Genomic DNA, 21,626 nt, shown 5'->3' with positions numbered 1-21,626 from the left:
CAAGCGCGGCGCATTCGCGCAATGCGCCGCGCGGCACGTACACCTGTCTCTTTGCCACCGCGCAAGGAATTGTCGCGAAGGGGACAGATTTACGCGCCGCGACCGCGGTAAGGTCATGACAAGGCGCCGGATCCCGATCCGGCCCGCCGCGGACCCGCAAGACCTGACATCCCAGCCGGGGCAACGTCACGACACCCGGCCCCTATAACGGAGACCACCCATGTCCAGACCCGAATCCGCCGGCGCCCTGTTCCGCCGCGCGCTCGCCGAAGAAAACCCGTTGCAGATCATTGGCGCCATCAACGCCAACCACGCCCTGCTGGCCAAGCGCGCCGGCTACCGCGCCATCTACCTGTCGGGCGGCGGCGTCGCCGCGGGTTCGCTGGGTCTGCCCGACCTGGGCATCAACACCATGGACGACGTGCTGACGGACGTGCGCCGCATCACCGACGTCTGCGACGTGCCGCTGCTGGTCGACATCGACACCGGCTTCGGCCCGTCTGCGTTCAACATCGCCCGCACCGTCAAGAGCCTGATCAAGTTCGGCGCCGCCGCCTGCCACATCGAGGACCAGGTCGGCGCCAAGCGCTGCGGCCACCGTCCGGGCAAGGAAATCGTCAGCACCGAGGAAATGGCCGATCGCGTCAAGGCTGCTGCCGACGCCCGCACCGACAGCGACTTCTACCTGATCGCGCGCACCGACGCCATCGCCTCGCACGGCGTGGACGCCGCCATCGAGCGCGCCCTGGCCTGCGTCGAAGCCGGCGCCGACGCCATCTTCGCCGAAGCCGCCTACGACCTGCCGACCTACGACCGCTTCGTCAAGGCGGTCAAGGTGCCGGTGCTGGCCAACATCACCGAATTCGGCAAGACGCCGCTGTTCTCGGTGGAAGAACTCAAGAGCGTGGGCGTGGGCATGGTGCTCTACCCGCTGTCGGCCTTCCGCGCCATGAACAAGGCCGCCGAGGCCGTCTACACCGCCATCCGCCGCGACGGCCACCAGAAGAACGTGGTCGACCTGATGCAGACGCGCGAAGAACTGTACGACCGCATCGGCTACCACGAATTCGAATCGCGCCTGGACGCCCTGTTCCAGAAGAGCAAGGCCTGAGCGCGCCACCGCATCCGGCGCCGCGGCGATCCCGCGGCGCCCCAGCTTCCCCCATTGCATCGACCACCGCGAAAGGAAAGGAGTAGAGACATGAGCACGGCTCCCAAGAAGCAGGCTGCCAAAACGGATACCACCCCGGCCGCCAAGCCGGAAGAAAAGGCCGGCTTCAAGCCCAAGAAATCGGTCGCGCTGTCCGGCGTGGTCGCCGGCAACACCGCGCTGTGTACCGTCGGCCGCAGCGGCAACGACCTGCACTACCGCGGCTACGACATCCTGGACATCGCCCACACCAGCGAGTTCGAGGAAATCGCCCACCTGCTGGTGCACGGCAAGCTGCCCAACAAGGCCGAACTGAAGGCCTACAAGGAAAAGCTGCGTTCGCTGCGCGGCCTGCCCGTGCAGCTGCAGGACGCGCTCGAGGCGCTGCCCGCCGCCAGCCACCCGATGGACGTGATGCGCACGGCCGTCTCGGTGCTGGGCTGCGTGCTGCCCGAAAAGGACGACCACAACCTGCCCGGCGCGCGCGACATCGCCGACCGCCTGATGGCCAACCTGGGTTCGGCCCTGCTGTACTGGTACCACTACAGCCACAACGGCCGCGTGATCGACGTGCAGACCGACGATGACAGCATCGGCGGCCACTTCCTGCACCTGCTGCATGGCGAGAAGCCGAGCGACGAATGGGTCAAGGCGATGCACATCTCGCTGAACCTGTACGCCGAGCATGAATTCAACGCCTCCACCTTCACCGCCCGCGTCATCGCCGGCACCGGCTCGGACATGTACTCGGCCATCACCGGCGCCATCGGCGCGCTGCGCGGCCCCAAGCACGGCGGCGCCAACGAGGTCGCCTTCGACGTGCAGAAGCGCTACGAGACGCCGGACGAAGCCGAGGCCGACATCCGCCGCCGCGTCGAGGCCAAGGAAGTCATCATCGGCTTCGGCCACCCGGTCTACACCGTGTCCGACCCGCGCAACAAGGTCATCAAGGAAGTGGCCAAGAAGCTGTCCAAGAAGGCCGGCAGCACCAAGATGTTCGACATCGCCGAACGCCTCGAGACGGTCATGTGGGACATCAAGAAGATGTTCCCCAACCTGGACTGGTTCTCGGCCGTCAGCTACCACATGATGGGCGTGCCCACCGCCATGTTCACCCCGCTGTTCGTGATCGCGCGCACCGCGGGCTGGTCGGCCCACATCATCGAGCAGCGCATCGACAACAAGATCATCCGCCCGACCGCCAACTACGTCGGTCCGGAAGATCAGAAGTTCGTGCCGATCGACAAGCGCAAGTAGGACGACGACATGGGCCTGCCGACGCCATACCCCGCGCCGCGCGGGCCCAGTGCCGCCTGTAAACACTCAGGAGAGGTACCCAATGTCTGCCCCGATCTCCAACGTCCGTCCCGAGCCCGACCAGGTCCTGGTCGATATCGCCGACTACGTCCTCAACTATGAAATCCAGAGCGGCCTGGCCTACGAGACCGCTCGCAACTGCCTGATCGACACCCTCGGCTGCGGCCTGGAAGCGCTGGAATATCCGGCGTGCCGCAAGCTGCTGGGCCCCATCGTCCCCGGCACCGTCGTCCCGCACGGCGCCAAGGTGCCCGGCACCCAATTCCAGCTGGACCCCGTGCAGGCCGCGTTCAACATCGGCGCGATGATCCGCTGGCTCGACTTCAACGACACCTGGCTGGCCGCCGAATGGGGTCACCCGTCCGACAACCTGGGCGGCATCCTGGCCACCGCCGACTGGCTGTCGCGCACCGCCGTCGCCGCCGGCAAGCCGCCCCTGACGATGCGCGCCGTGCTGACCGGCATGATCAAGGCGCACGAGATCCAGGGCTGCATCGCGCTCGAGAACTCCTTCAACAAGGTCGGCCTGGACCACGTGGTGCTGGTCAAGGTCGCGTCCACCGCCGTGGTGGCGCAGATGCTGGGGCTGAACCGCGACGAAGTCATCAACGCCGTCTCGCTGGCCTGGGTCGACGGCCAGAGCCTGCGCACCTACCGCCACGCCCCCAACACCGGCAGCCGCAAGAGCTGGGCCGCCGGCGACGCCACCAGCCGCGCCGTGCGCCTGGCGCTGATCGCCCGCACCGGCGAGATGGGCTACCCCTCGGTGCTGTCCGCCAAGACCTGGGGCTTCTACGACGTGCTGTTCAAGGGCCAGCCGTTCAGGTTCCAGCGCCCCTACGGCAGCTACGTCATGGAAAACGTGCTGTTCAAGATTTCGTTCCCGGCCGAGTTCCACTCGCAGACGGCGGTCGAATGCGCCATGCAGATCCATGACCGCCTCAAGTCCCTGGGCAGGTCCGCCGAGGACATCGCCAGCATCACCATCCGCACCCACGAGGCGTGCATCCGCATCATCGACAAGAAGGGCCCGCTGAACAACCCCGCCGACCGCGACCACTGCATCCAGTACATGGTCGCCGTCCCGCTCCTGTTCGGCCGCCTCACCGCCGCCGACTACGAGGACGACGTCGCCGCCGACCCGCGCATCGACGCCCTGCGCGACAAGATCACCTGCGTCGAGGATCCGGCCTACACCCGCGACTACCACGACCCCGACAAGCGCTCCATCGCCAACGCCCTCACCGTCAGGTTCACCGACGGCACCCAGCTCGACGAGGTCGTCTGCGAATACCCCATCGGCCACAAGCGCCGCCGCGCCGACGGCATCCCCCTGCTGGAAGCGAAATTCCGCACCAACCTAGCCCGCATCTTCCCCGCCCGCCAACAGGCCCGCATCCTGGAAGCGTCGCTGGACCAGAACAAGCTGGAAGCGATGCCGGTGCACGAGTACGTCGACCTGTATGTGATCTGAGGCGACAAGCAAGCACCTCCCCGCCACCGCGCAGCGAACACCCTCCCGACGCAAACCACCGCGTAAGTCAAAATCGGCCGCCCGCGCGGCCGGTTTTGACGGGCCCCGCAAACCTCCCCAGAACCCCACCGGTCTGGCAGCGCCTCATTTCTCGAAACCCGTAGCCCGTCGCGGCGGCGGTTTGGGGGGCGGGCAACCTCGATGCGCCCGACGGAAACCGAAGGCAGCCGCCGAACGGCGGCCACGAGGTTGAGGCAGGGGCAGTCCGGAGCGAACGCTCCGGACCGCAATCGTGGGCGCCCGCCCCCCAAACCGCCGCCGCGACGGGCGACCTACGAAGAACCCCCAGCCCTCAGCAATTACAATCCCCCTTCCCCAAGAAAACAAAGACCGCCCCCACCATGTCCATGCTCTGGGTAAAAACCTTCCACATCGTCTTCATCGCCTCCTGGTTCGCCGGCCTGTTCTACCTGCCCCGCATCTTCGTGAACCTGGCCCAGCAATCGGATTCGGCCGTGCAGGTCACCCTGCTCGGCATGGCGCGCCGCCTCTACCGCTTCACCACCATCCTGGCGATTGTCGCGGTGGCGCTCGGTATGTGGCTGTACCTGGGCTACGGCATCGGCGTCGGCCCCGGCAACGGCTGGATGCACGCCAAGCTCTTTTTCGTCCTGCTCGTCATCGGCTACCATCACGCCTGTGGCGTCATGCTGCGTAAATTCGAACAGGGCAAGAACACCCGTTCGCACAAGTTCTATCGCTGGTTCAACGAAGTTCCCGTCTTGCTGCTCTTGGTGGTGGTGGCGCTGGTCGTCGTCAAACCCTTCTGATTCCCCCTACCCTTTGCACATTCGCCAGGATTCGTATGTCCGCTGATGACCAGGACCGCCCGCGCAAGACGCTGACGATCAAGAAAACCGCGCGCGACGCGCACGCCGAAGCCGCCCCCAAGCGGGTGCGCACCGGCGCCCGCGCCCGCCTGGTCGCCCAGAACGAGCGCGCCAAGGAAAACATCGAGCGCCAGAAGGACCCCGAGGGCTACCAGCAGCGCCAGGCCGCGGCCCGCGCCGCGCGCCGATCGGCCGACGGCGACCGGGGCGACGGCCCGCGCCGTGGTGACGGCGCGCGTGGCGACAATCCGCGCCGCGGTGATGGTTCGCGCGGCGACAGCCCGCGCCGTGGCGATGGGCCGCGTGGCGACCGCGCCCGCCGTGGCGATGACCCGCGCAACGACAGCCCGCGCCGCGACGCCCCGTCGGCGCCGCGCTCGGGCCGCACGCCGCAGCGCGCGCCGCGCATGGACGACCAGTACATCGCCCCTGCCACGCCCGCCGGCCGCTTCTACGATCCCTTCGAGGACGACGGCCCCGCGCCCGAGTTCTCGCCGGAACCCGATTACGACGACGATGCGTCGATCAACGCCGGCCCGGCCCGGGTCGCCGACGCACCGCGCGACCGCGCGCCCACCGTCGAGATCCGCGAACGCCGCCCACGCGAACCACGCCAGGCAGAACGTTTCAAGGTCTTCGCGCCCTGCCCCCAGGGCCTGGAAGAAGCCCTGACCGCCGAAATGCAGGCCCTGGGCTATGACGACGCCGAAGCCGGCCGCGCCGGCTGTTCCTTCACCGCCGATTGGGCGGGTGTGCAACGCGCCAACCTGTATTCGCGCCTGGCCACCCGCATCCTGGTGCAGGTCGCCCACGCCGAGATCTCGCACGAAGACGACATCCTCGACCTGGCCCGCGATACGCCCTGGGAGCGCTGGTTCGGCGCCGAACAGACGCTGCGCGTGGATACCTCGGCGATCAAGAGCCCCGTGCAGAGCCTGCAGTACTGCAATCTGCGCGCCAAGGACGGCATCTGCGACCGCCTGCGCGAACTGGAAGGCGAACGCCCCAGCATCGACACGGTCCGCCCCGACGCGCGCGTGCACCTGTTCCTGACCGGCCACACCGCCACGCTGTACCTGGACACCTCCGGCGAGTCGCTGTTCAAGCGCGGCTGGCGCCTGGACAAGGGCGACGCGCCGCTGCGCGAGAACCTGGCCGCGGGCATGCTGGCGCTGGCCGGCTGGGACCCGGCCGCGCCGCTGCTGGATCCGTTCTGCGGCTCCGGCACCATCCTGATCGAGGCGGCCTGGATCGCGCTGGGCGTGCCCCCCGGCATCTCGCGCCCGTTCGGCTTCGAACGCCTGCGCGGCCATGATGCCTACCGCTGGCGTGACCTGAAGGACGATGCGCGCTCGCGCATCCTGCCGCAGCTGGACGCACCGCTGGTCGGCTACGACCTGGATCCGCAGGCGGTCGAATTCGCCCGCAACAACGCCGAGCGCGCCTGGCTCACCGCCGACACCATCCGGTTCGAGGTGGGCGACGCCCGCGAAGTGCAGGCGCCCGCCGACCATGGCTGGATCGTCACCAACCCGCCCTACGGCGAACGCATGGCGACCGAGCAGGACGCCGACCTGTGGCGCGACTGGGCCACCTGCCTGAAGCGCAATTTCGCCGGGTGGCAGCTGCACATCATCACCAGCGACCTGACCCTGCCCAACCAGATGCGCCTCAAGCCCAAGCGCCGTGTGCCGCTGCACAACGGCGCCCTGGACTGCCGCCTGTTCGGCTTCGAACTGGTCGCCGCCGGCTACCGCGACGCCTGACGTGCCCCCACGCCCGGGGCATTCCGATCCCCGGGCGTCCTTCCCCGCCCGCCTCCCTTTGCCAGTGCGCGCGCGTTGTAAAAGCGCCGCAACATCGCGCCCGTATCTTTGCTTATGCTGCCCCGCAGCGCCGATTTGGGGCATCATCAGCACCAGGATGTTGCCGATACGCACCAGGCACTTGCACAGCCTCAGGGTTAACCCTATAATTCGGGTTATCCCTAGTAGCTAAACAACAGTGCAAGCCCGTGGAGGCTATTGTGATCAACCCGAACAACACCATCCGCCTGACCGACGAACTCGAGCGTCAACTGATGCTCCAGGCTATTGAAGAACAGTTCCGCCCGCACCCGATGCGTGCGTTGGCCGCCGGCCTGCGTAAGCTGGCCCACGGCATCCGTGCCCTGGCTGGCAAGACGAGCGCCAAGAACGCGCACTCGGCCGCCTGAAGCAGGATTGCAGGCCTGATGGCCTGAACGATTTCCCCTTGGGGGCTGCATAGCCCCTTTTATAGACCCGCCCTTACCGGCGGGTTTTTTTTATGGCCGGAGCCGGGAAACCGTCAACCCACCGGGTGGCCGCTTTGTCGGATAATACCGGCCCATGACCGACGCCTCCCTCGACCAGACCCCCAACCGGCTGCGCCGGTTCGCCTGCATGATGTACGAAGCCGTGCTGCTGTTCGGCGTGGTCTTCCTGGCGGGATACCTCATGGATACCCTGACCCAGAGCAAGAACGCGCTGGAACTGCGGCCCGCCCGCCAGGCCTGGCTGTTCGTGGCCATTGGCGCCTATTTCGTGCTGTGCTGGCGCCGCCGCGGCCAGACGCTGCCGATGAAGACATGGAACATCCGGCTGGTCGATCGCGATGGCAACCCGCCGTCCACCGCCCGCCTGATCCTGCGCTACGTGCTGGCGTGGCCGCTGGTGCTGGCGGGCGCCGCCGTGGTGTGGGCCGCCGCCAGCGCCACCGGCTGGCCCTCGATGGACATGTTCATCGTGGCCGCGCCGTTCACGATCTTCATCTGGTCCTGGTTCGATCCGGACGGCCAGTTCCTGCACGACCGCCTGCTCGGCACCCGCCTGCGCAACGCGCCGCAGCGCAAGAAGACCCGTTGAGCGACAGGAATCGGACGCCTGAACGGGCGCTGAACATACCTGCTTACAACTGGCAAAATCGTGCGGCGAATTAGGCGTTGGCTTTCAGAAAGTTGAAAGTCGCGTGCAAAGACAATGGGGCCCCTTTCACAGACGCTCCAATAATTATCATGCGCGCTTTCCTTTCCCGCCTGTCCCTGGCCGCCGCCAGTGCCTTGTTGTTCCTGCCCTTCGGCGCCTCGGCCCAGAATGCCGCCGCGCAGCAGGAAATCGAGGCCGCCATGAAGGCCGCCTACGCCGCCGCCCAGGAAGGCCCGGCCGACGTCAAGCTGGGCGACCAGGCCGTGGCGCACCTGCCTGAATCGATGTTCTTCGTGCCGCGCATCCAGGCCGACCGCCTGATGGCGGCCTACGGCAACGGCAAGGATCCCTCGCTGCTGGGCGTGGTCATGCCCAAGAGCGACGATGACGACTGGGTCATCACCGTCAATTTCGACAAGGCCGGCTACATCAAGGACGACGACGCCAAGAACTGGAACGTCAGCGAACTGCTGGACAGCCTGCGCGATGGCACCGAAGAGTCAAACGTCGAGCGCAAGAAGCGCGGCTTCCCCGAGCTGGTGATGGACGGCTGGGTCGAGGCGCCCAAGTACGACAGCAGCACGCAGCGCCTGGTCTGGTCGGTGGCCGTCAAGCACAAGGGCGAAACCGCCAACGACAATCCCACCGTCAACTACAACACCTACGCGCTGGGCCGCGACGGCTACATCACGCTGGACCTGATCACGCAGAAGAACCTGGTGCCGAAGGACAAGACCGCGGTGCTGACCCTGCTGGACAACCTGAAGTACGTCGAAGGCAAGCGCTACGCCGACTTCAACTCGTCCACCGACAAGGTCGCCGAATACGGCCTGGCCGCGCTGGTCGCGGGCGTGGCCGCCAAGAAGCTGGGCCTGTTCGCCGTGATCGCCGCGTTCCTGGCCAAGTTCGCCAAGGTCGGCATCCTGGCGGCCGCCGCGCTGGGCGGCGGCCTGTGGAAGCGCTTTCGCGGCAAGAAGGCGGAACAACAGCAGCCCTGAGCCATGAAGCTGCTCCTGTTGCTGTTCTCGGGTATCAAGTACCTGAAGTTCGGCAAGCTGCTGGCGACCGGCGGCACCATGCTGCTGTCGGTCGCGGTCTATGCCTTCGTGTTCGGCTGGCGCTACGCGGCAGGCTTCGTGCTGTTGCTGCTGGTGCATGAACTGGGCCATTACATCGCGGCGCGCCAGCGCGGCCTGGATGTCGGCGCACCCGTGTTCATTCCATTCGTGGGCGCCTGGATACAGCTGAAAGAAATGCCGCACGATGCCGATACCGAGGCCTACGTGGGCCTGGGCGGCCCGCTGGCGGGCACGGTGGCCTCGCTGGCCTGCTATTTCGCGGCGCGCAGCACCAGCAGCGACCTGCTGCTGGCGCTGTCCTACGCGGGCTTCTTCATCAACCTATTCAACCTGATCCCGCTTTCGCCGTTCGACGGCGGCCGCATCACCGCGGTGCTGTCGCCGCGCATCTGGCTGGTGGGCGTGCCGGTGCTGGTGGCGCTGTTTTTCTGGCGCCCCAGCCCGATCCTGATCCTGGTGGCCGTGCTGGCGTTTCCCAACGTCATCCGGGCGTTCAAGTACGACCCCACCCTGCCCGAGAACCAGGCCTATTACGGCACGACGCTGGAAAGCAAGCTGACCTACACCTGCGCCTACCTGGGGCTGGTCTGCGTGCTGGCCATCATGGCCCACGACGTGCACGACATGCTGAGCCATCTACGCGCCTGAAGCGGGTTCATCTGACAGCGCCCGGCGCCCGCCGGGCGCTGCCGTCACAACAGCGTCACTTTTTTTTCATGTCACGGTCATCGCGGGGTGGTTTCATTCCCAGGCATGACGACAGCCCCCATGGACAGCACCGTGAACGAAATCCGCCCCACGCACTGGCGCGCTCTCTGGATTTCCGATATTCACCTGGGCACCGCCGGGTGCAAGGCGGAGTTCCTGCTGGATTTCCTCGAGCACAACGATTCCGACACCCTCTACCTGGTCGGCGACATCGTCGACGGCTGGCAGCTGCGCAAGCACTGGCATTGGCCGCGGGCCCACAACGACGTGATCCAGCGCATCCTGCGCAAGGCCCGCAACGGCACCCGGGTGGTGTTCATCCCCGGCAATCATGACGAATTCGCGCGCGAGTTCGCCGGCTACGCGTTCGGCGACATCGAGATCCTGGACGAAGACGTGCACGTGACCGCCAAGGGCATGCGCCTGCTGGTGCTGCACGGCGACCAGTTCGATGGCGTGATCCAGCACAGCCGCTGGCTGGCGCACCTGGGCGACGGCCTCTACCAGCTGGCGCTGTGGATCAACCACCATTTCAACCGCCTGCGCCACCGCCTGGGGCTGCATTACTGGTCGCTGTCGCAGTACCTCAAGCACAAGGTCAAGAACGCCGTGTCCTTCATCACCGACTTCGAGGAGGCGCTGGCCGGCGAGGCCCGCCGCCGCGGCCTGGACGGGGTGGTCTGCGGCCATATCCACAAGGCCGAGCTGCGCGACGTGGGCGGCATCCTGTACTGCAACGACGGCGACTGGGTGGAAAGCCTGTCGGCCCTGGCCGAGACCCATGACGGCCAGCTGCAGCTGCTGGACTGGGCCGCGATCCAGGCCGAACGCCAGACCGACCCGGCGCAGCGCAAGCCGCGCTCGCTGTCCCTGCCGGCACTGCCATCGGCGCTGCGCCGCCAGGGCAAGCACCCGTGATAACCCTTATACGTCCCCGTTACGCAACGGGGATATTGCAGTTCACGGCCCTCTAGGTCATGCTTGCAATTGGGGCAACGGGCAAAAACTGACCCGTTCACGCTGCAACATGCTCACAACATAGGGCCATGAACGACCAATATCAGGTGCTCTACCAAACATTCCGCTGGCTGGTTCCCACCCAGTTCAACATTGCGGAAGCGTGCTGCCACCGCTGGGCATCCAGTAGTCCGGATGCGCGGCGCATTGCCATCTACTACGAAGATGAAGCCGGCAACCGCGAGGTCTGGACCTATGCGCGGCTGGCCGAGGCCGCCAATCAGCTGGCCAATGGCCTGGTGAAGATGGGCGTGGGCCGCGGCGACCGCGTCGGTGTGGTTTTGGGACAACGCCCCGAGACCGTGGTCGCGCACATGGCGATCTACAGCGTGGGCGCGGTGGTGTTGCCGTTGTCGGCCCTGTTCGGTCCCGAAGCCCTGCAAAGCCGCCTGTGCGATTCGGAGACCCGCGTCGCCATCGTCGACCACGCCTCCAGCGCCAACCTGCTGGCCGTCAGCGACAACTGCCCCAACCTGCAACAGATCATCGGCATCGGCTTCGCCGACGAGCGCGTGCTGCCCTGGCGCAGCCTGCTGGCGCGCCAACCCAGTGAATTCAAGCCGGTGCCGACGCGCTCGTCGGATCCGGCCATCCTGCTCTATACCTCCGGCACCACCGGCGCGCCCAAGGGCGCCCTGCTGCCGCACAGCGCGCTGATCGGCAACCTGCCCGGCTTCGTGGCCTCGCAGGACTGGTTTCCGCGGCCCGCCGACGTGTTCTGGTCGCCGGCCGACTGGGCCTGGACCGGCGGCATGATGGATGCGCTGCTGCCCACGCTGTATTTCGGCCATCCCATCGTGGGCACCCGCGGCCGCTTCTCGGTCGAGCGGGCGTTCGAGCTGATGGAGCGCTATCAGGTCACCAACACCTTCCTGTTCCCGACCGCGCTCAAGATGATGATGAAAGCGGTGCCCGAGCCCCGAAATCGCTATCAGCTGGCCCTGCGCTCGATCATGAGCGCCGGCGAAAGCGTCGGCGAGACCGTCTTCGAGTGGTGCCAGTCCGCCCTGGGCGTGACGCCCAACGAGATGTTCGGCCAGACTGAGATGAACTACGTGGTCGGCAACAGCCAGAAGCGCTGGCCGGCCAAGCCGGGCAGCATGGGCCGGCCCTACCCGGGCCATCGGGTCGCGGTGCTGGACGACGCCGGTCAGCCGGTGGCGGCCGGAGAAACCGGCGAAATCGCCGTCAATCGCTACGATATCCACGGTTATCCCGACCCGGTCCTGTTCCTGGGCTACTGGCGCAACGAGGCCGCCACCCAGGCCAAGTTCAAGGGCGACTGGTGCCTGACGGGCGACCTGGCGCGGATCGACGCAGACGGCTACCTGTGGTACGCCGGCCGCGCCGACGACGTGTTCAAGTCGTCCGGCTATCGCATCGGTCCTGGTGAAATCGAAAGCTGCCTGATCGGCCACCCCGCGGTGGCCAATGCCGCCGTGGTGCCCAAACCGGACGCCGAGCGCGGCGCGGTGGTCAAGGCCTACGTGGTGCTGACACCCGAATTCGCCCAACGCGACCGCAACGACATCATCGAGAACCTGCAGGAACACGTGCGCGAACGCCTGGCGCCCTACGAATACCCAAAGGAAATCGAGTTCGTCGAAGAACTGCCCATGACCACCACCGGTAAAATCCAGCGTCGCATCCTGCGCCAGCGCGAAGAAGAACGCGCGCGGGCGTCCAGGCCCCAATGACGCGGGCGGGTCCACGAACGACCCGCCGCCGTATCCGGAGACAGGGCATGCCCATTTACCAGCTCGACGACCTCATTCCCCGCATCGATCCCGCCGCCTACGTGGCCGACAGCGCCGACATCATCGGCAACGTCACGCTGGAAGCCGGCGTCAGCATCTGGTCGCACGTCTCGATCCGGGGCGACAACGACGCCATCCTGATCCGCCAGGGCACCAATATCCAGGAAGGCAGCGTGCTGCACGTGGATACCGGCTGTCCCATGACCATCGGCCCCAACGTCACCGTGGGCCACCAGGCCATGCTGCACGGCTGCACCATCCACGAAGGCGCGCTGGTGGGCATGCAGGCAATCGTGCTGAACAATGCCGTGATCGGCCGCAATTGCCTGATCGGCGCGGGCGCCATCATCCCCGAAGACCGGGTGATTCCCGACAATTCCCTGGTCATCGGCATCGGCAAGATCGTGCGCGAGCTGTCCGACGAGGAAATCGCCAATCTGCACAAGAACACCGCCCACTACGTGGCGCGCGGCCAACACTACAAGACGGCCTTGAAGCGGCTGGCCTGACATTGCCGCCAGGGACGCCCCGGCAAGGGTCTACACCCCTGTCGCCGGCAGGGGGAATCGGCCGTCCGATCGGCTAACATTCCCCCATGACCGATCAGCTCAATAAATACCTCCTCGAAGACCGCAGCGTCCGCGTCCAAGCGGTGCGCCTCACGGATACCTGGAAGGCCGTCCAGGCCAACCACGACTACCCGCCCGCCATCACCCACTTGCTGGGGGAACTGGTGGCGGCCTCCACCCTGCTGGCCGCCAACATCAAGTTCGACGGCTCGCTGGTACTGCAGATCCAGGGCGACGGCCCGATCGCGCTGCTGGTGGTGGAATGCCGTTCCGACCTCAGCCTGCGCGCCACCGTGAAAGTGCGCGAAGGCCATGACGTGCCGGCCGACGGCGACATGCAGAGCCTGCTCAACCCGGGCGGCAATGGCCGCTTCATCGTGGTGCTGGATCCGCAGCACAAGGTGCCCGGACAGCAGGCCTACCAGGGCATTGTGCCGCTGGAAGGCGATACCGTCGCCGAGGCCCTGCAGCACTATATGAAGGCCTCCGAGCAGCTGGACACCCGCTTGTGGCTGGCCGCGGACGGCGAACACGCCGCCGGCATGCTGATCCAGCGCCTGCCCTACCACGGCGGCGCGGATGCGCCGGCCCTGACCGAGCAGGCCGCCGCCGAGACCTGGGACCGCGCCTCGGCGCTGGCCGCCACGCTCAAGCGCGAGGAACTGCTGGCCACCGATATCGACACCCTGATCCACCGCCTGTATTGGGAAGAGACGCTGGTGGCGTTCGACCCGCAGGCGGTGCGCTGGCACTGTCCCTGCACCCGCGAGCGCGTGGCCAACATGCTGCGCTCGCTGGGCGAGGACGAGGTCAAGGACATCCTGGCCGAACGCGGCCAGGTCGACGTGTCCTGCGATTTCTGCGGCAAACCGTATGCCTTCGACGCGGTCGACTGCGCCGCCCTGTTCACCTCAAGCCCGCCCACCGCGGACGGCACGCCGCCGACGGTGCACTGACGTCCCCGGCAGCCCCCTCGCTCGGCTTGCACGAATCGACAGGCGGTCATGCCCGCGCCACACTGGCCGGCCATGACCGCCTTTTTCTTGCCCCGCCGTTCCTTGCCTTCGTCCTTTGCGCCGGGCGCTGCAAGGCCTCGTGTGCCGCAACGCGGCGCCGCCGCGCTCGAATTCATGCTGGTCATGGCCGTGCTGCTGTCGGTGGCGGCGCTGGTGGCCGACGCCGCCCGCTGGCAGGTGACACGCCAGGTCGCCCATCTCGCCTTGATGGAAGCCGCCCGCGCAGGCAGCACCGGCCACGCCGATCCCACCCGCATCCGCGACGCCTTCCTGAGGGCGCTGCGGCCACTGCATGCCGGCCCGCAGGGCGAGACCGCCGGGCGCCGGCTGGCCCACAGCCAGGAACGTATCGCCGCGCGGATGGGCTCGGTGCCGTGGCGCATCGAAATCCTGCAGCCCGATATCTTCCGCGCCAACACACTCAGGCTGCGGCTGACCTACCTGTACCAGCCATTGCTACCGCCGCTACGGACACTGCTGGCGGGCCTGGCGGAAAACGACGGCAGCTACGCCGCCGCCGCGCGCGCGCGGGGCCTGGCGCCCATCAGCATCGAGCTCGAAATGGAAATGCACAGCGAGCCGGTGGACTGGCTAGCCGGTCCGCCGTATCCGGCGGGCGTGGTGCAGGGGGTATGCCGCGGCCTGCGCTGCCCGTGAATGGGCAGCTTTTGGATGCGATCAGTGCCGGGAGGAGGCGCCGGCGTTGCCGCCAGTGGCGCCCGTAGCCGGCCGCGCGGCGGGCCTGGGCGGCGTGGCGGGCGCGCTGGCGCGGGTGGGAGTGGCGGGCCGCGCCGCGGCATCGGTCGCCAATGAAGCGCCGCCCGCGGGCGGCTGGGTGTTCTGGGGCAGGATATGCACGAAGACTTCGCCTTCGCGCATCATGCCCAGTTCGCCCCGGGCCCGTTCCTCGATGGCGCCGGAACCGTTGTCCAGGTCGCGGACTTCGGCTTCCAGCGCGGCGTTGCGCGCGCGCAGGCCTTCGTTGGTCTCGCGCTGCGCCGCCACCTGGCGTTGCAGGTCCCAGACCTTGAACCAGCCGCCCTTCCCCAGCCAAAGCGGGTATTGGATCAGCCCTACCAGCACGAACAGCACCAGGAACAACAGGCGCATACGCGGGAACCCTCAGCAGTCGTGGCGCTAACAGGGCCGCGGCGCGTGCCGCGGCCCGCTTACGTTAACGCAAGTTGTAGAAGGCTTCCAGACCGGGGTACGACGCCACTTCGGCCAGTTCTTCCTCGATGCGCAGCAGCTGGTTGTACTTGGCCATGCGGTCCGAACGCGACAGCGAACCGGTCTTGATCTGCATGGCATTGGTGGCCACGGCGATGTCGGCGATGGTCGAGTCCTCGGTTTCGCCCGAACGGTGCGAAACGACGGCGGTGTAGCCGGCGCGCTTGGCCATTTCGATGGCGGCGAAGGTCTCGGTCAGGGTGCCGATCTGGTTGATCTTGATGAGGATCGAGTTGGCCACGCCCTTCTGGATGCCTTCGCGCAGGATCTTGGTGTTGGTGACGAACAGGTCGTCGCCCACCAGTTGCACCTTCTTGCCGAGCTGGTCGGTCAGCAGCTTCCAGCCTTCCCAGTCGTTTTCGGCCATGCCGTCCTCGATCGAGATGATCGGGTACTTGTCGCACCAGGTGGCCAGCAGGTTGGTGAATTCCTGCGAGGACAGCGAGATGCCGCCTTCGCCGGCCAGGGTGTACTTGCCGTCGCGGTAGAACTCGGAGCTGGCGCAGTCCAGGCCCAGGGCGATCTGCGTGCCCGGCTCGTAGCCGGCTTCGGTGATGGCCTTCAGGATCAGCTGGATCGCGGCTTCGTGGCTGGCCACGTTGGGGGCGAAACCGCCCTCGTCGCCCACCGCGGTGGACATGCCCTGGCCGTGGATCAGCTTCTTGAGCATGTGGAAGACTTCGGCGCCCCAGCGCAGGGCCTCGCGGAAGCTGCCCGCGCCCACCGGCAGGATCATCAGTTCCTGCAGGTCAAGGGTGTTGTTGGCGTGCGCGCCGCCGTTGATGACGTTCATCATCGGCACGGGCATGCTCATGGGGCCGCTGCCGCCGAAATAGCGGTACAGCGACAGGCCGGACTCGTCGGCGGCGGCGCGGGCCACGGCCATCGAGGCGGCCAGGATGGCGTTGGCGCCCAGGCGTTCCTTGGACTCGGTGCCGTCCAGCTCGATCAGGGTGCGATCGACGAAGGTCTGCTCCTGGGCGTCCAGGCCCATCAGCGCTTCCGAGATTTCGGTATTGAGGTTCTCGACGGCGCGCAGCACGCCCTTGCCGAGATAGCGGCCCTTGTCGCCGTCGCGCAGCTCGATGGCTTCGCGGGCGCCGGTGGACGCGCCCGACGGCACGGCCGCGCGGCCCATGGCGCCGGACTCCAGCAACACGTCACATTCGACGGTCGGGTTGCCGCGCGAATCCAGGATCTCGCGGCCGATGATATCGACAATTGCACTCATGACTTTACATTCCCTGAACGATAAACATATTCATCACGGCCGCGCCTTCGCGGGCATTGCGGGCGCGTCGGTACTGCCAGGAGTCGTAGAAGGCCTGGGCCGCGGCCATGGACGGAAACTCCATGACAACGGTGCGGCCGGGCTCACGCCCCTCGAGGTGCCGGGATTCGCCGCCGCGCACCAGGATCTTGGCATCGTACGCGCGCATGGCGAGCGTGGACAGACGCTTGTAATCCTCGTACTGCGCGGGCTTGGTCACTGTGACGTCGGCGATGAGATAGGCACTCATGGGGTTCCTTCAGGGCAGTTGCGTTGATGGGGTCGCTGCGCCGGACCGCATGACACAGGCAGTGTCGCGCAACACGGTCGCGCCGTGCCTGTCCGATGCTAAGTGGTTGTATCCGAAAGCAGCGCAGCGGCGCGGGGCCGCGGCGCATTGTCCGCCAGGAGCGACGGCGGGAACAAGGCCGGCGGCCCGGGCGGCGCAGATGCGCGGCTCGGTGCCGCCGGCCTGCATTACGCCCCCTGGCCGCGGCGAGCCTTCTGCTCGATGGCGGCGCGGATGTAGCTGGAGAACAGCGGGTGGCCGTCGCGCGGGGTCGACGTGAACTCCGGGTGGAACTGGACGCCGACGAACCAGGGATGGTCGGGCAGTTCCATGATTTCCGGCAGGTTCTCGGTCGGGGTGCGCGCGCTGATCACCATGCCGGCCTCTTCCAGGCGCGGCACGTAGACGTTGTTGACTTCGTAACGATGGCGATGGCGTTCGTTGACCTCGTCGCCGTAGATCGACTGGGCGCGGGTGCCCGGCTTGATCGGCACGCGTTGCGCGCCCTTGCGCATGGTGCCGCCCAGGTCGGACGAGTTGTCGCGCTTCTCGACCTTGCCTTCGCGGTCCATCCATTCGGTGATCAGCGCCACCACGGGATGCGGCGCCGACGGATCGAACTCGGTGCTGTTGGCGCCGCCCAGGCCGGCCACGTGGCGCGCGAATTCGATCACGGCCAGCTGCATGCCCAGGCAGATGCCCAGGTACGGCACGCCGTTTTCACGGGCGTAGCGGATCGCGGCGATCTTGCCTTCGGTGCCGCGCTTGCCGAAGCCGCCCGGCACCAGGATGGCGTCCAGGTGCTTGAGCTGGTCGGTGCCGCGGGTTTCGATGTCTTCGGAATCGATGTACTCGATGTTGATCTTCGAGCGCGTGTGGATGCCGGCGTGCACCAGGGCTTCGGTCAGCGACTTGTACGACTCGGTCAGGTCGACGTATTTGCCGACCATGCCGATGGTGAGCTGGTGCTCGGGGTGTTCGAGCGCATCGACCAGGTTGTCCCACATGGACAGGTCGGCCGGCGGCGGGGTCAGGCCCAGCGCTTCGCAGACGATGTTGTCCACGCCCTGCTTGTGCAGCATGGCCGGGATCTTGTAGATCGAGTCGGCGTCCCACACCGAGATCACGGCATCCAGGGGGACGTTGGAGAACATCGAGATCTTGGCGCGTTCGTCGTCCGGGATGGGACGGTCGGCGCGGCACAGCAGCGCGTTCGGGTAGATGCCGATTTCGCGCAGCTTCTGCACCGAGTGCTGGGTCGGCTTGGTCTTGAGTTCGCCGGCGGATGCGATGAACGGCACCAGCGTCAGGTGCACGAAGGCGGCGTTGTTGCGGCCCATGCGCAGGCTCATCTGGCGCGCGGCTTCCAGGAAGGGCAGCGATTCGATGTCGCCCACGGTGCCGCCGATCTCGACGATGGCGACGTCGGTGTTGCCATTCCAGGCGGCGTCGGCGCCACGGGCGATGAAGTCCTGGATCTCGTTGGTGATGTGCGGGATGACCTGGACGGTCTTGCCCAGGTAGTCGCCACGGCGCTCCTTGCGCAGCACCGATTCGTAGATCTGCCCGGTGGTGAAGTTGTTCACCTTGTGCATGCGGGCGGACACGAAACGCTCGTAGTGGCCCAGGTCCAGGTCGGTTTCGGCGCCGTCTTCCGTGACGAACACCTCACCATGCTGGAACGGGCTCATGGTGCCCGGATCGACGTTGATGTAGGGATCGAGCTTGAGCATGGTGACCTGCAGACCACGCGACTCGAGGATGGCGGCAAGCGACGCAGCGGCGATGCCCTTGCCCAGGGAAGACACCACTCCGCCGGTGACAAATACGTATTTGGTCATCGTAATAAGCGCCCGGGACGAGCGGGCGCGTGCGGGAAATTTGGATTATAGCCGGGAGGCGGAACTTGTCTGGGTTTTCCCCTAGCGGGCCAGGCGTAACATTTGGCTGCACTCGCGCCGAAGACCGAAATGCCGTGGCGGCGACCTTCATGCTATGGTCGTCCCCGATTTTCTCGTCCCTAGGCCCCCTGCCGATGAACCTTCCGACCGCACACCCGAACGCGCTGGCCAGGCGCCTGACCACGGCCGCCGTCGGCCTACAGCTGCTGGGCGCCATCCTGGTCCAGCTCTACCTGATAAGCGCCGGACCGCTGGCCGCGCTGACGCGCGAGGCGTTTGCCCGGCCCGACATGGTGGCGAGCACGGTCGTGAACATCGTCGCCGGCTGCATCCTGGTCGGCCTGACCACCTGGGGCGCCACGCAGCGCTGGCTGCGCCGGCACAACGCGGGCGGCGTCGACCGCCCGGGCCGGATGGTGGCCGTGCTGCTGGCGGTCTCGCTGGTGCTGTTCGTGCTGATCTCGACCGGCCTGGCGTTGCTGAATCACGGCTTCTACGCGCTCATCGTCAGGCACAAGGAATGGGTGGACCAGGCCTTCGGCTATTACGGCGCCCGCCGCATGCTGCTGATGGCCCTGCCGCCCAAGCTGTGCGCCATCCTGCTCACCATCCTGGGCAGCTGGCTGGCGGTGCGCATCGCGGCCTGGAGCGTCACGCCCGTCGCCGCCACGCAGGCGCCGTTCCTGCAGCGGCGCCACGCCGCGTGGATCGCCGCGCTGACGCTGCTGCTGTGGCAGTTGCACGTCGCGCTGGTGATCGGCCTGTACTTCATGAGCGATGCGGGATCGGCCGGCATGCTGGAACACGCGATCGGCTACTGGATAGTGCCCGCGTTGCTGCTGGCGCTGGCTGCATGGGTCTGCCTGCGCAGCCTGCCGCAAGCGCTCGGCGCGGCCGGCATGGGCCGCGCCATCGCCCACGGCACCTTCGCCTTCTGGCTGACCCAGGCGCTGGGAATCGGCCTGGCGCTTTTGATCATCTGGACCATGACCTGGAGCCAGCTGATGCGCGCGGCCGCGTCGTACACGACCTCGGTGGTGTCGGTGCTGATCTACAGCGTGCTGCTGGCGCTGAGTTGCTATCTCGGCGCCCGGCTGTTCTACCGCCGCCGGACGCCGCCGGAGAGCGCCTCGGCCTGAGCGTGAGCGCCGCGCGATGGCGCGCATGCCATGGAAAAAGGCCCCGAGGGGCCTTTTTCCATGGTCGGAAACAGCGATCAGATGGCCGCGGTGCGCCGCTCCAGCCAGGCCAGGGCCTCGCCTTCCACCAGCGGCGACAGGCGCTCGAGCACGGTCTTGTGATAGTCGTTGAGCCACGCGATTTCATCCGCGCGCAGCAGCGACGGCTCGATGCAGCGCGTGTCGATCGGGCACAGCGTCAGCGTCTCGAAACACAGGAACTCGCCCAGTTCGGACGTCAGCCAGGCGCGGTTGGCCACCAGGTTCTCGATGCGCACGCCCCAGCGGCCCGGGCGGTAGATGCCCGGTTCGTTGGAGGTGATCATGCCCGGTTCCATCGCCGTGTGCGGGCCCGGGGCCGCGCGGTAGGAGATGACCTGCGGGCCTTCGTGCACGTTCAGGAAATAGCCCACGCCGTGGCCGGTGCCGTGGCCATATTCGGCGCCACCTTCCCAGATCGGGGCGCGCGCGATGGCGTCCAGCATCGGCGACGGCGTGCCGCGCGGGAACGAGGCGCGCGACAGCGCGATCATGCCCTTGAGCACCAGCGTGAAATCGACCTTCTGGTCGGCGCTGGGCGCGCCCACCGCGACCACGCGGGTGATGTCAGTGGTGCCGCCCAGGTACTGGCCGCCCGAGTCGATCAGCAACAGGCCGTCGCCCTCGATGGTGGCGTGCGACTCGGCCGTGGCGCGGTAGTGCGGCATGGCGCCGTTGGCGTTGAAGCCGGCGATGGTGGCGAAGCTGGGGCAGACGTAATCCGGGCGGCGCGCGCGGGCGGCGGTGATCTGCTCGTCGATGGTCAGCTCGGTGATGCGCTGGTTGCCCAGCGCGCCTTCGAACCAGGCGAAGAACTCGCACAGGGCGGCGCCGTCCTGCGCCATGGCGTGGCGCACGTTGGCCAACTCGGCGTCGGTCTTGCGCGACTTGAGCAGCGTGGACGGGTTGATCGCCTCGACGCGCGGCACGGCCGGATCCATCGCGTGGAACACGCCGCAGGTGACGCGGGCCGGGTCAATCAGCAGCTTCTGGTCCAGTTCGAGCGAGGCCAGCGCGTCGGCGGCCTGGGCGTAATCGGCCACCTCGACGCCATCGGCGGCCAGCGTGGCGCGCAGCGCGGCGTCGATCTTGCCGTCGGCCACGAACAGCGTGGCGTGGTCCAGGCCGATCAGGGCGTGGCCGACGAACACCGGGTTGTAGTCGACGTCGGCGCCGCGCAGGTTCAGGAGCCAGGCGATGTCATCGAGCGTGCTGATGAAATGCACGTCGGCGCCGTGGGCGCGCATGGCGGCGCGCACCTGGGCCAGCTTGTCGGCGCGCGCGACACAGGCCTGCGGCGCCACGTGTTCGTAGATCGCGGCCGACGGCAGGCCGGCGCGGTCCGTCCAGATGTCGTCCAGCAGGTCGGCGCGGATTTCCAGCGTCGCGCCCGATGCGGCGGCGGCCGCCGACAGCGCGCGGAACGCGGCCAGGCCCAGCACCTGCCCATCGACGCCGATGACGTCGCCGGCGCGGGTGTTGGCGGCCAGCCAGTCCACATGGCCCGGGGTGGTGGCGACGGCGATCTTCATCAGCTGCACGCCGGTGCCGGCCAGTTGCGCCTCGGCCTGCACCCAATAGCGGCTGTCGACCCACAACCCGGCGAAATCGGCCGTCACGACCAGCGTGCCCACCGAGCCCGTGAAGCCCGACAGCCAGCGCCGGCCCTGCCAGCGCGCCGGCAGGTACTCGGACAGGTGCGGATCCGAGGACGGCACGATATAGGCGGACAGGCCGCGGCGGCGCATGGCCTGCCGCAGTTGGGCGATACGGGTGTCGGTGCTGGACATGGGTTTC

20 protein-coding genes are annotated in these 21,626 nt (G+C 67.3%); 15 read left to right on the top strand and 5 right to left on the bottom strand.

The annotated features are described in order from the left end of the window. Positions 1-220: 220 nt before the first annotated feature. From prpB to ACUTAG_RS22860, 14 genes are all read left to right on the top strand, one after another. Positions 221-1,111 (top strand): methylisocitrate lyase, encoded by an 891-nt coding sequence (gene prpB / locus ACUTAG_RS22925; RefSeq protein WP_446650352.1) that lies wholly within the window; start codon positions 221-223, stop codon positions 1,109-1,111. A gap of 90 nt (positions 1,112-1,201) precedes the next feature. Next, positions 1,202-2,407, top strand: coding sequence for a bifunctional 2-methylcitrate synthase/citrate synthase (gene prpC / locus ACUTAG_RS22920; protein ID WP_006389358.1), 1,206 nt, complete (start codon positions 1,202-1,204; stop codon positions 2,405-2,407). 82 nt (positions 2,408-2,489) lie between these two features. Next, on the top strand, positions 2,490-3,941 hold the full coding sequence (locus ACUTAG_RS22915; RefSeq protein ID WP_446650351.1) for a bifunctional 2-methylcitrate dehydratase/aconitate hydratase: 1,452 nt from the start codon (positions 2,490-2,492) through the stop codon (positions 3,939-3,941). Positions 3,942-4,342: 401 nt separating this feature from the next. After that, the gene (locus tag ACUTAG_RS22910) at positions 4,343-4,771 is read left to right on the top strand and encodes a CopD family protein (RefSeq protein ID WP_173000892.1); all 429 of its coding nucleotides are present in this window, start codon (positions 4,343-4,345) and stop codon (positions 4,769-4,771) included. A gap of 467 nt (positions 4,772-5,238) precedes the next feature. After that, positions 5,239-6,597, top strand: coding sequence for a THUMP domain-containing class I SAM-dependent RNA methyltransferase (locus ACUTAG_RS22905; RefSeq protein WP_392388240.1), 1,359 nt, complete (start codon positions 5,239-5,241; stop codon positions 6,595-6,597). A 260-nt stretch (positions 6,598-6,857) separates the two neighbouring features. Further along, positions 6,858-7,046 (top strand): hypothetical protein, encoded by a 189-nt coding sequence (locus tag ACUTAG_RS22900; protein ID WP_006389355.1) that lies wholly within the window; start codon positions 6,858-6,860, stop codon positions 7,044-7,046. A 154-nt stretch (positions 7,047-7,200) separates the two neighbouring features. Next, a complete protein-coding gene (locus ACUTAG_RS22895) occupies positions 7,201-7,716 on the top strand; it encodes an RDD family protein (RefSeq protein ID WP_006389354.1) in 516 nt (171 codons plus the stop codon). Positions 7,717-7,865: 149 nt separating this feature from the next. Then, positions 7,866-8,774, top strand: a complete 909-nt coding sequence (locus tag ACUTAG_RS22890) for a DUF2167 domain-containing protein (protein ID WP_446650350.1) — start codon at positions 7,866-7,868, stop codon at positions 8,772-8,774. Positions 8,775-8,777: 3 nt separating this feature from the next. Beyond that, positions 8,778-9,503: a site-2 protease family protein gene (locus ACUTAG_RS22885; protein WP_148316452.1), complete on the top strand. Its 726-nt coding sequence runs from the start codon at positions 8,778-8,780 to the stop codon at positions 9,501-9,503. Positions 9,504-9,608: 105 nt separating this feature from the next. Then, on the top strand, positions 9,609-10,481 hold the full coding sequence (locus tag ACUTAG_RS22880) for a UDP-2,3-diacylglucosamine diphosphatase (RefSeq protein ID WP_102965019.1): 873 nt from the start codon (positions 9,609-9,611) through the stop codon (positions 10,479-10,481). 128 nt (positions 10,482-10,609) lie between these two features. Then, positions 10,610-12,277, top strand: coding sequence for an acyl-CoA synthetase (locus ACUTAG_RS22875; RefSeq protein WP_006389350.1), 1,668 nt, complete (start codon positions 10,610-10,612; stop codon positions 12,275-12,277). Positions 12,278-12,324: 47 nt separating this feature from the next. Beyond that, entirely contained in the window at positions 12,325-12,846 is a 522-nt protein-coding gene (locus tag ACUTAG_RS22870; protein ID WP_006389349.1) for a gamma carbonic anhydrase family protein, read from the top strand. An 86-nt stretch (positions 12,847-12,932) separates the two neighbouring features. After that, positions 12,933-13,862, top strand: a complete 930-nt coding sequence (gene hslO, locus ACUTAG_RS22865; protein ID WP_026382542.1) for an Hsp33 family molecular chaperone HslO — start codon at positions 12,933-12,935, stop codon at positions 13,860-13,862. A 141-nt stretch (positions 13,863-14,003) separates the two neighbouring features. Further along, positions 14,004-14,579 carry a TadE/TadG family type IV pilus assembly protein gene (locus ACUTAG_RS22860; RefSeq protein ID WP_148316450.1) on the top strand — a complete coding sequence of 192 codons (576 nt, stop codon included), beginning with the start codon at positions 14,004-14,006 and terminating at the stop codon, positions 14,577-14,579. A gap of 21 nt (positions 14,580-14,600) precedes the next feature. Here the strand turns inward: ACUTAG_RS22860 and ftsB are convergent, their stop codons facing one another. The 4 genes from ftsB to ACUTAG_RS22840 all read right to left on the bottom strand — a co-directional run bounded on the left by ftsB (position 14,601) and on the right by ACUTAG_RS22840 (position 18,552). Then, positions 14,601-15,032 carry a cell division protein FtsB gene (gene ftsB, locus ACUTAG_RS22855; protein WP_148316448.1) on the bottom strand — a complete coding sequence of 144 codons (432 nt, stop codon included), beginning with the start codon at positions 15,030-15,032 and terminating at the stop codon, positions 14,601-14,603. 64 nt (positions 15,033-15,096) lie between these two features. Beyond that, positions 15,097-16,383, bottom strand: a complete 1,287-nt coding sequence (eno, locus tag ACUTAG_RS22850; RefSeq protein WP_006389345.1) for a phosphopyruvate hydratase — start codon at positions 16,381-16,383, stop codon at positions 15,097-15,099. A gap of 4 nt (positions 16,384-16,387) precedes the next feature. Then, the gene (locus ACUTAG_RS22845) at positions 16,388-16,672 is read right to left on the bottom strand and encodes a DUF1330 domain-containing protein (RefSeq protein ID WP_006389344.1); all 285 of its coding nucleotides are present in this window, start codon (positions 16,670-16,672) and stop codon (positions 16,388-16,390) included. Positions 16,673-16,899: 227 nt separating this feature from the next. Beyond that, a complete protein-coding gene (locus ACUTAG_RS22840; protein ID WP_006389343.1) occupies positions 16,900-18,552 on the bottom strand; it encodes a CTP synthase in 1,653 nt (550 codons plus the stop codon). Between the two features lie 194 nt (positions 18,553-18,746). Here ACUTAG_RS22840 and ACUTAG_RS22835 point away from each other — a divergent pair, with 194 nt between their 5' ends. Next, positions 18,747-19,751: a hypothetical protein gene (locus ACUTAG_RS22835; RefSeq protein ID WP_148316447.1), complete on the top strand. Its 1,005-nt coding sequence runs from the start codon at positions 18,747-18,749 to the stop codon at positions 19,749-19,751. 77 nt (positions 19,752-19,828) lie between these two features. On the opposite strand, the gene ACUTAG_RS22830 is transcribed toward ACUTAG_RS22835, so the two are convergent. Next, positions 19,829-21,619, bottom strand: a complete 1,791-nt coding sequence (locus tag ACUTAG_RS22830) for an aminopeptidase P family protein (RefSeq protein ID WP_054471981.1) — start codon at positions 21,617-21,619, stop codon at positions 19,829-19,831. Between the last annotated feature and the right edge of the window lie 7 nt (positions 21,620-21,626).

It is taken from the genome of Achromobacter sp. CSND-B12, from assembly GCF_052906545.1.
This window is presented reverse-complemented; position numbering and strand designations above follow the sequence as displayed.